At 34.1% G+C, this 10,130-nt stretch carries 9 protein-coding genes and 2 pseudogenes; 5 read left to right on the forward strand and 6 right to left on the reverse strand.

The window, feature by feature from the left end; translation table 11 throughout:
* Positions 1-68: 68 nt before the first annotated feature.
* The 3 genes and pseudogenes from CWS01_RS22545 to rnz form a co-directional block, all read right to left on the reverse strand.
* Positions 69-215, reverse strand: coding sequence for a hypothetical protein (locus CWS01_RS22545; RefSeq protein WP_157827712.1), 147 nt, complete (start codon positions 213-215; stop codon positions 69-71).
* 212 nt (positions 216-427) lie between these two features.
* Positions 428-712, reverse strand: a pseudogene (locus CWS01_RS20705) (DUF5613 domain-containing protein); the annotation flags it as partial.
* A gap of 261 nt (positions 713-973) precedes the next feature.
* A complete protein-coding gene (gene rnz, locus CWS01_RS20710) occupies positions 974-1,912 on the reverse strand; it encodes a ribonuclease Z (protein ID WP_101179185.1) in 939 nt (312 codons plus the stop codon).
* A 590-nt stretch (positions 1,913-2,502) separates the two neighbouring features.
* Between rnz and zwf the strand changes: the two genes are divergently transcribed.
* Complete coding sequence (gene zwf, locus CWS01_RS20715; RefSeq protein WP_168714433.1) at positions 2,503-4,005, forward strand: glucose-6-phosphate dehydrogenase; 1,503 nt, start codon at positions 2,503-2,505, stop codon at positions 4,003-4,005.
* A 180-nt stretch (positions 4,006-4,185) separates the two neighbouring features.
* Positions 4,186-5,298 carry a metallophosphoesterase gene (locus CWS01_RS20720; RefSeq protein WP_101179190.1) on the forward strand — a complete coding sequence of 371 codons (1,113 nt, stop codon included), beginning with the start codon at positions 4,186-4,188 and terminating at the stop codon, positions 5,296-5,298.
* 405 nt (positions 5,299-5,703) lie between these two features.
* On the opposite strand, the gene gndA is transcribed toward CWS01_RS20720, so the two are convergent.
* From gndA to CWS01_RS20735, 3 genes are all read right to left on the reverse strand, one after another.
* The gene (gene gndA / locus CWS01_RS20725) at positions 5,704-7,113 is read right to left on the reverse strand and encodes an NADP-dependent phosphogluconate dehydrogenase (RefSeq protein WP_101179192.1); all 1,410 of its coding nucleotides are present in this window, start codon (positions 7,111-7,113) and stop codon (positions 5,704-5,706) included.
* A gap of 153 nt (positions 7,114-7,266) precedes the next feature.
* On the reverse strand, positions 7,267-8,532 hold the full coding sequence (locus CWS01_RS20730; RefSeq protein ID WP_101179194.1) for a DNA polymerase IV: 1,266 nt from the start codon (positions 8,530-8,532) through the stop codon (positions 7,267-7,269).
* Between the two features lie 36 nt (positions 8,533-8,568).
* Positions 8,569-9,036 carry a chemotaxis protein CheW gene (locus CWS01_RS20735; protein WP_101179197.1) on the reverse strand — a complete coding sequence of 156 codons (468 nt, stop codon included), beginning with the start codon at positions 9,034-9,036 and terminating at the stop codon, positions 8,569-8,571.
* 322 nt (positions 9,037-9,358) lie between these two features.
* Here CWS01_RS20735 and CWS01_RS23545 point away from each other — a divergent pair, with 322 nt between their 5' ends.
* The 3 genes and pseudogenes from CWS01_RS23545 (at position 9,359) to CWS01_RS23555 (ending at position 10,109) form a co-directional block, all read left to right on the forward strand.
* Positions 9,359-9,535, forward strand: coding sequence for a hypothetical protein (locus CWS01_RS23545; protein ID WP_407938590.1), 177 nt, complete (start codon positions 9,359-9,361; stop codon positions 9,533-9,535).
* A complete protein-coding gene (locus CWS01_RS23550; RefSeq protein ID WP_407938591.1) occupies positions 9,490-9,708 on the forward strand; it encodes an alanine:cation symporter family protein in 219 nt (72 codons plus the stop codon). The genes CWS01_RS23545 and CWS01_RS23550 overlap by 46 nt, the downstream gene beginning before the upstream one ends.
* A pseudogene (locus CWS01_RS23555) lies at positions 9,675-10,109 on the forward strand (alanine:cation symporter family protein). The gene CWS01_RS23550 and the pseudogene CWS01_RS23555 overlap by 34 nt, the downstream one beginning before the upstream one ends.
* Positions 10,110-10,130 lie beyond the last annotated feature (21 nt).

The raw sequence follows: 10,130 nt of genomic DNA on the forward strand, positions 1-10,130 counted from the left end.
TATTCCTTTTTATTATATTAATATAAAAACATTTCTCTTGCTGATAAAAGTCTACATTTCTTTTGGAATTAATCTTCATACACTTTTTGCGTAAAAAATTTAAATTGAAGAAATTGAGAATTTTGTTTTTGATGCATATTTCTTGCGGTGTCTTCTCCATCTGCCACTAGGATGACGGTCTTATCAAAATGCAGATTCATTATATATTTTTGCATCCACCTTCCAATTCCCTATTTCGAAATTCCTCTACTACAAAAAAAACATCTAATTCACAATATTTTTCTGAAATAATCACTTCTAATGCACCTACTGGTTTTCCTTTATACAAAATCATCCATTGTTCAATAGTTGGATCTTGTATTTGTCCTTTGATTAAATTTTGTTTTTGTTCTGCAAAATCAAAACCATCCTGCAGATCTTGCTGGTATTAAAGTATAAGATAATTTGCCAAATTATTTTCATTAACCAGTTCCACAACTATATCTTCGGGCTGCTTTGCCTCAGGAAATTTTTTGGGTTTTATTTCATATAGCTCAAGCATTTCCGTTTCATAATTATTTTTTTTGATGTATTTCATAAGAGAATTAGTTAATTTTTCATTAGGAGGAAAGGAGAATTTTACATGTTTTTGGTTATATTGCTGATGAAATGTGCGCAAATAGGTTGCTGTCTCCTCAAATTCTACGAAAGATGGCATTCTTTTAAAAGCTACAAAATTACTGTCCTATCGAATGAACATTTCTGGATAGTGATACTGGGAAAAAAGCTTATTTTCCGATATCACCTTATCTAATTGAAAAATATTTTGGAATGTCAAAAGTTCCATAAAGATCACTCTTTCTTAGTTAACTCGCCTTTTCTCTTGCAAAAATAAAAGGAATTAAATAATCAGGCTTTTTACGAGCAGGTTCCCCCTAGATTGCTATTTTCTTCGCTTAATCACCAAGGTGGGGAACTTCCCTTCTATAAGGATCTACTCTCTATTAACAAGGGACAAAGGGATTGGAAATACTTTAAAATCTTCTGCCAAATAACTTTCCATAAAGATTTCCTTTGCTTCTTCGACTAACTGATTTCCTTGTAGGCTATCATATCTTGCACTAATATGGGTTAAGATCAATTGTTCAGCTTTTGCTTTTTTTGCCGTATTGGCAGCTTGAATAGTTGTTGAATGAAAATATTCTTTCGCAAGCGCAGACTCCCCTCCGGCAAATGTAGCTTCATGCACAAGAACCGTGGTATTCTCAGCCAGTTTTATTGCTGCCTCACATTCCTTTGTATCTCCTAAGATTGTCACAATTCTGCCTTTTATTGGGGGACCGACAAAATCACTGCTTTGAATGAGTGTGCCATCTTCTAAAATAACATCTTCTCCATTTTTAATTTTTTTAAATTCTGGGCCTGGCTTTACACCAGTTTGTTGAAGTTTGTCTACGAGAAGTTTCCCAGGAAGGTCTTTTTCTGTAATGCGGTAGCCATAGCTTACAATCCCATGTTCTAGCATTAGAGCTTCCACTTTAAACGCATCATCTTCAAAAATAGTGCCTTCTGTTACTTCTTCAATATGCAAATCATATTTAAGGTATGTTTGGCTAATAGACAAGCTTATTTCTATATATTCTTTAATTCCCTTTGGTCCGTACAAAGTGACTTGCGCTTCACCGCCTTGAAAAGATCTGCTGGCAAGCAAACCAGGCAATCCATATAAATGGTCCCCATGTAAATGGGTGATAAAAATTTTTTCGATTCGTTTCGGTTTAATGCTTGTATGCAAAATTTGGTGCTGTGTCCCTTCCCCTGCGTCAAAAAGCCAAATACTGCCTCTTTCTTCTAATAATTTTAATGCAATTGATGTAACATTTCTTAATTTTGCCGGTATTCCCGCACCGGTTCCTAAAAACTGCAGTTCCATTTAAACACTTCTTTCTTCATCATTCTGTATACGATTTTATACTAGATATTGCATGTATACAAAGTTTAAAATCATCCACTATAAAACATACTATAAGTAGTGTAGCTCCCAAAAGATTTAGCAGCACTAATCAAATCTATCGAAATTTAATGCTTGCTATGCTGAGTTATTAAAAAAACTAATAGTAACAATCATAAAAAAAGATAGAACTAATTGATTTTTTTTCTAGTATCTTTTCCTTTTATCATGTAATATCAACATTGAAGCATAATAAGGAAACATTTTGTGTGGGAAATTAGAATCAGCCACTGCTCCGTTATTTTAACTGAAAAATTAAATTTGTCTAAAATTTCTGTTAAAACTATGGTATTATCAAAACATAATGTTTGCTTAATTAAAGGAAACAGATAAAATTTTATATTTGTATAGAGACTTTTTAGAAGATAAACATCATAATTTAAGCATAAATGTTTTCATCTCGTAAAATTACTGGTATTATTTTATAAAGTTTCCGAATGATAAAGTATCATGGCTAGAAATAAAATTCAAAGCTACTTGAATTTTTATACATATTTAATGAAAAGAGGTCCATGCACGTGAATCATAATCAACAATCAGCACTAATAATGATTTTTGGAGCAACAGGAGATTTAGCAAACCGCAAATTATTCCCATCACTTTACCGTTTATATAAAAAAGGAAGATTATCTCAATTTGCAGTTGTCGGTGTTGGCAGAAGAACATTAACAAATGAACAATTCCAACAAAATGTTGTAAATTCTGTAGCAGAGGCAATTCCTAATTCATCCGATTTAGAGACATTTGCATCTTACTTCTGCTATCATTCTCATGATGTAACTGATTCTAGTTCTTATCTTACATTAAAGAACATTGCAGATGATTTAGATGAAAAACATAATTTAGGCGGAAACAGAGTATTTTATTTAGCAATGGCTCCAGAATTTTTCGGTCCAATTGCTATCCACCTAAAAGAAGATGGCTTAACAGATGTAACTGGTTTCAAACGACTAATTATTGAAAAACCATTTGGACATGATCTTAAATCTGCTCAAGAATTAAATAATCAAATCCGCACAGCTTTTTCTGAAGACGAAGTGTATCGTATTGATCATTATTTAGGAAAAGCAATGGTACAAAATATCGAAACAATTCGTTTCTCTAATGCAATTTTTGAAAATCTATGGAATAACCGATATATCAGCAACATCCAAGTTACATCAAGTGAAATTCTTGGTGTGGAAGAGCGCGGCAGATATTATGAAACAAGCGGTGCTTTAAGAGATATGGTGCAAAACCACATGCTGCAAATGGTTGCATTACTTGCGATGGAACCGCCAATTCGTTTAACGCCTGATGAAATACGTTCTGAGAAAGTAAAAGTTTTCCGTGCAATGCGTCCAGTTGAGATTGATGAAGTAAATGAATATTTTGTACGTGGCCAATATGGAAAAGGAAGCATTGAGGATATCGAAGTGCCTGAATATCGTTCAGAACAAATGGTTGATCCAAATTCTAATACAGAAACATTTGTGGCAGGTAAAGTCATGATTGATAGTTTCCGCTGGGCTGGTGTGCCATTTTATATTCGCACAGGGAAAAGATTAGAAACAAAATCAACAAAAATCGTGGTTCAATTTAAAGATATTCCAATGAATCTTTATGATCGACCAGATCAAGAGATTACACCAAATCTTCTTGTGATTCATATTCAACCAGAAGAAGGAATTACTTTACATTTAAATGCTAAAAAAGCTGGTCAAAATATGGAAGCAACACCTATTAAACTTAGCTATGCAAATACAGGCATCGCAAGCATTAATACACCTGAAGCATATGAAAAATTAATTGACGACAGCATTAAAGGAGATGCTACTAACTTTACTCATTGGGATGAAGTAGCACTCTCTTGGAGCTATGTTGATAAAATTTCACAAGCTTGGGAGAAAACACCCGCAACAAACTACCCTAACTATGCTTCCGGTACAATGGGACCTAAGGAAGCAGATGAACTATTAGAAAAAGACGGCTTCTTCTGGTGGCCAATCAATCAATTTGAAGTAGATGTTTGTTAAAGATAAAAAACGTGAGATCTTTATAGATTTCACGTTTTTTCTTACTCAAATAACGGCTACCCCATCCATGAAGAGGAAAACTTACTAACTCGTAGTTTTAAAAATAATATTTTAAAATATTATTTTTAAATACCTTTAAAATAAAATGTGATCATTTAATTATTATTCTAGGAGAATACAATGAAAAATATGAAACAGCTTCTTTTGATTGTTCCCTTTTTTTTACTATATCATTTACTTATTTATTATATCGGCTGGAACAGCTATATTTTTTTACACACTATCTATCCAAATATTTCAAGCACACTGCTAATTATTATACTGCTTATATGCGCCTATTCCTTTCTTTTTAGTCATCTTTTCAAAAGTATTACTATCTTTAAAGTTATTTCCGCATACTGGTTTGCCGTTTTACAATATGCCATTCTTATCTTGCCAGTTGCCAATTTGGTATGCTATCTTCTATTCTTTTATATAGATGAACCTCATAGCATCTTGTTTGTAGGAAGCTGCACGTTTTTTCTTTTTGTGTGTATCTTTTTTTATGGCACATACAATGCTTATTCCCCTATTATTAGAGAATATAACCTTACTTTGCCGAAAAAAAATGGCAAAAGAGAACAATTATCCATTGCTATTGCTTCTGATATGCATTTTGGAACACTTTCAGGAAATGCCCATTTAGCAAAACTAGTAACGATGATAAATAACTTAAAGGCAGATCTTATTCTGTTGCCAGGTGATATTATTGATGATGACCCTAATCCTTTTTTGCAAAAACATATGGGAGAGAAAATGAAAGAATTACAAGCTCCATTAGGCATCTATGGAGTACTCGGAAACCATGAATATTACGGCAAAAAAATCCCAGAATTCCTTCAAGAAATGGAGCGCATAGGCATTCAGATATTAATGGATGAATCAATTATCATTGACGATAGTTTTGAACTGATTGGTAGAAAAGATAAAACAGATAAAAATCGACTATCTATCTCCCAATTAACAACTAATAACGCAAAAGATCTTCCTCTTATTATGATGGATCATCAGCCTGCGGAATTAACACAAGCAATGGAAAATGACATCCATTTAATCTTATCAGGTCATACTCATCGAGGACAGATGGCTCCAAATCATTTTATTACAAAAAGGGTTTTTGAACTGGATTGGGGCTATAAACAAAAAGAACAGCTCCATGCGATTGTTTCCTCTGGCTATGGTTTCTGGGGCCCTCCACTCCGCCTAGGAAGCCGTTCTGAAGTAGTCTATATAAAAATTAATTTTATAAGTTAATTAAGACAAAAAGTCATTTTAAAAGCAGGCGGACTGCTTTTAAAATGACTTTTTTCTGTTGCTGCAACCACGGCAAATATAAAGCGAAACTCCACTCAGCGGGAGTTTTCCACGTGTTAGTTGAGAGCTATAGGGAAGTATAGGCAGGCCATCCAGAGACGTTGCCACAGAACCTGGGCAATAGTAGTCTACTTGTCTGTGTTCTTTTATATTAGACTTTTACGGGCAGGTTCTCTCCACTTAAATTTTTCGTTTCTCTTATAACCCCTTAGGCAGGAGCCCAATCCCATTAATATGTGATAAAAAAAATCATTCTAGAGAGCACTCTCTAGAATGATTTTTTTATGGATTATTGTCTCCAACTAACTAATCAGACAGTTTCACTAAACTAGTGTTTAAAAGTGATTACTTCATCCAGTTTGTATGGAATGTGCCTTCTTTGTCAATGCGATTATACGTATGTGCACCAAAATAGTCGCGTTGTGCTTGAAGAAGGTTTGCTGGCAATGTTTCTGTACGGTAGCTGTCATAATAAGATAATGCAGCAGCAAAACTTGGTACAGGAATACCATTCATTACAGCACCAGAAATCACTTCGCGAAGTGCTGCTTGGTAGTTTTCCGCAATTTCACTGAAATAAGGATCTAATAATAAGTTCTTTAATTCAGGATCAAGATCATATGCATCTTTGATTTTTTGTAGGAATTGCGCACGAATGATACAGCCTCCACGGAAAATCATTGCGATTTCTCCATAGTTTAAATCCCAATTATACTCATTTGAAGCTTCTCTCATTTGTGCAAATCCTTGTGCATAAGAAACAATTTTACTTAAATAAAGCGCTTTGCGAACAGATTCGATATACGCTGCTTTATCACCAGTAAATGCTTTAATTTCAGGACCTGATAATACTTTGCTTGCTTTTACGCGCTCTTCTTTCATTGCAGAAATAAAACGAGCAAATACTGATTCTGTAATCATCGGAAGTGGAACTCCCAAGTCTAATGCACTTTGGCTTGTCCATTTTCCAGTACCTTTTTGGCCAGCAGTATCTAAAATTAAATCTACTAATGGTTTGCCAGTTTCCTCATCAACTTTTGTGAAGATATCTGCAGTAATTTCGATCAAGTAGCTGTCTAGCTCCCCTTTATTCCATTCTGAGAATACTTCGTGAAGTTCTTGCGCTTCTAATCCAAGAACATTTTTCATAATGAAATATGCTTCACAAATAAGCTGCATATCGCCATATTCAATCCCATTGTGAACCATTTTTACATAATGTCCTGCACCATCTGGACCAATATATGTTGTACAAGGCTCATCATTTACTTTTGCAGAAATATCTCTAAAAATTGGCGCAACAAGTTCATACGCTTCTTTTTGGCCGCCAGGCATAATAGAAGGACCTTTTAATGCTCCCTCTTCTCCACCAGATACACCTGTACCGATAAAGTGGATGCCAAGTTCACTTAATTCTTTATTTCGTCTTTGCGTATCAACAAAGAAAGTATTCCCGCCATCTATTACAATATCCCCTTTATCAAGCAAAGGTTTTAATTGTTCAATCGTAGCATCCGTTGCAGGACCAGCTTTAACCATTAGCATAATTTTGCGAGGAACTTCCAAAGATTGAACAAACTCTTCTAAAGTATAAGTTCCTACAAGGTTTTTTCCTTCTGTTTCTTGAAGCATTTCTTCTGTTTTTTCTTTTGAACGGTTAAATACAGAAACAGTATAGCCTCTGCTTTCAATGTTCATTGCAAGGTTTTTTCCCATTACCGCTAAACCAATAACACCAAACTGCTGTTTTGTCATTATATTTACGCCCTTTCTAAACACTATGTATCGTTTCATATAGTAGAATTCACTTTACTTTAGCAAGATTCTGTTATATATGCAACTATTCTAACCGAAGATGTATGCCTTTTCCATAGATTTTGCAAAATTTTTTTCTTCTTTTATTTTTATTTAAAAAAATTTCTTTCCTTGCAAAAAATCTTTATTGAAACTTGTAGACGTTCCAATATTCTCTTCTCCCTTCCAATCACTGCGATCTCCGGCATTTTCTATAATGGATGCACCATATTTCTCTTTCAGCGCCGAGATCGTTTTTAGCAGCGGTTCTTTTTCTGCTTCTTTTTCATAGGAAAACAAATCTAATTGTTTTGCTACAATATTATTGTCCACTAATTCTGTTGCTGTTACTCCTAATAATCTTACAGCATTGCCATTCCAAGCTTTTAAAAATAGTTGTTTGCTCATCTCAAAAAGCTCGGATTGTGTTTTAATCGGATTAATTAATTTCATGCTTTTAGAGTTATTTTTTCGATTTTGGTATCTTATTGTAACAGCAATAGCTAATGCATGCACATGCTTAACCTTCATTCTTGTCGCTACTTTAAATGCCAGAGAGTCAAGTATGGAACAAAGCTCTTGCTGATTAGCTATATCCTTAGGTAAGGTAGTAGAGTTGCCAATGCTTTTAAATTCATTCGCAGCATCTGGATCTACTATCCGCTTATCTTCTCCATTGGCTCGCTCTTTCAACCTTTTTCCATTTATGCCAAGTACCGCTTTTAATTGAACAGAATCTCCTCTTGCCAAATCTTTAATTGTGATGATCCCAATCGCCCTTAGTTTCTCCCCTGTTTTTTTCCCTATTCCATGCATTTCTTCTATTTCCATTGGCCAAAGAATGGCTGGAATATCCCTTTTCCGTAAAATCGTGATTCCCATTGGCTTTTTTAAATCGGATGCCATTTTAGCTAAAAACTTATTTGGAGCAATCCCAATGCTGCAGGGCAAATCTAAACGCTCCATTACCGATTTTTGAATCATTTCTGCAATATGAATAGGACTGCCTAAATCATAGCTGTCCGTAATGTCCACATATCCTTCATCAATAGATATAGGTTCTACTAAAGGAGAAAATTCATTTAAAATGGCAAACAACTCCAGGGAGGCTTTTCGATATCGATCAAAATTCGGCGGCATAATAGTTAGCCTAGGACAAAGTTTTTTTGCTTCCCAAAGGGGCATCGTTGTTTTCACCCCGAATTTTCTCGCCTCATAGCTGCAAGTCACAATAATTCCTTTTCTTTCTTCCACATTGCCTGCAATTGCCAAGGGTTTGCCTTTTAATAAAGGATTATAGGCGCATTCAACAGAGGCATAAAAACTATTCATATCGACATGCAGGATGACTCTTCCCTTTTTTGGATAATATTCTTTCATTAAGAGTCACCACCTTTATGTAAATTCATCCGCCACTTACGTAAGATTATTCATATACTCTTTAATCTCTTTTATTCCGTCTAGAGAATTAATTAAAACGGCTGGTTCCATCATCATAATCAATCTGTTATCCAAATTAATAACGCCAGTGAAATAGCTTGTTTTTTGATATGCAGCAAGCCCAGCTTGTTTAATATTTTCCTCTGCAACAGCTAATATTTCTTTTGCATCACTGACTAATACAGCATAGGCAAGCTTCTCTGTTTTTAAAACAATTAATTTGTTTTGATCTCTTTCCTGTATAGAACGATTATATAGTACCTGTTCTAAATCAATAATGGGAATAAGTTCATTTCTGACTTTTTTTATGCCTACTATATAGTTAGGCAAAGAAGGAACCTCTCTAATCCCATCTTCTTTTTCAATCGAAATAACATAATCTATAGAAATGGCATATTCTCCTTGTGCAACTTGAAATACTACTACTTTATTCTGATCTTCCATCTCTTTTCAACCCCTATATTAAATACACCTAAAAAACTAATAATGTTATTAGTCTTATTATACTAATTTATTGTCAAAGACTCTAGAAAATAGATTTATTTTATTATGATAATAAAAATAGTCCTGTATTTATACTAATCATAATTTATAATTATTTTAGAATTTTAAAATAATTATAAATTATAAATAAATGGAGCATATCGTAGACTTTTTAAACAACGTGTTATGGAGCACACTGTCATTTACATCGTTCTAGTTATTAGACTTATATTTACCTTTTTTATCTAGGCTCTTACAACTAAGGCATCTGAAAGAAATGATTATGTTAATGTTTCAAGGAAAAAGTTCTGAAGCTGGAGTATCTTCCTTCCAAGCACTATCTATTGTGTTGTCAGGTCTTGTTGCGACTGCGATAGCATTTGGGGACCTGGTGCAAATTGTCGGATTTGGTTTATGGAGTTTATTGGAGTATCCACGGCATTTATTGAGGCTATCTTAGCACAAATACAAATCTATAAACTAAAACAAGATGGACAATATAGAGGCGGTCCCGCTTATTATACTGAAAAAGAGATAGGTTCAAAATCGTTTGCTGTTGTTTTTGCCATTGTGCAGCGATTATTGCCATGTCTATTCTTATGCCAGGTATACAGTCTAATTCGATTGCAGTAGTAATGTATAATGCATTTGGGCTTCCACCTTACATAACTGGTTTAGTAATTGTTCTATTATTAGAATTCATCATTTTTGGCGGCGTTAAGCGGATTGCAAATGCTACACCTATTATGGCGCTAGAGTATATTTTATTGTCTTTATTTATTGTTGTGATGAATATAACGGAACTTCCAAATGTTATTTCCTTAATATTTACAAGCGCATTTAATTTTGGGGATTAATGAGGATAGCATGACATCTATTCAAATGAAGCAGGATAATGTACTCGATCCCACCCTGTTAAACAAGGGTTAGTGCAAGCTTTTTCTTTTTATATCGACACATTGCTTGTATGCTCTGCAACTGCCTTTATGATTTTATCTACCGGTATGTATACTACAGAGAATGCTGTCTTATAAGGAGAATAAAACAAAAAACCA

Source organism: Niallia nealsonii (genome assembly GCF_002835805.1).
Taxonomy (GTDB): Bacteria; Bacillota; Bacilli; order Bacillales; family Cytobacillaceae; genus Niallia; species Niallia nealsonii.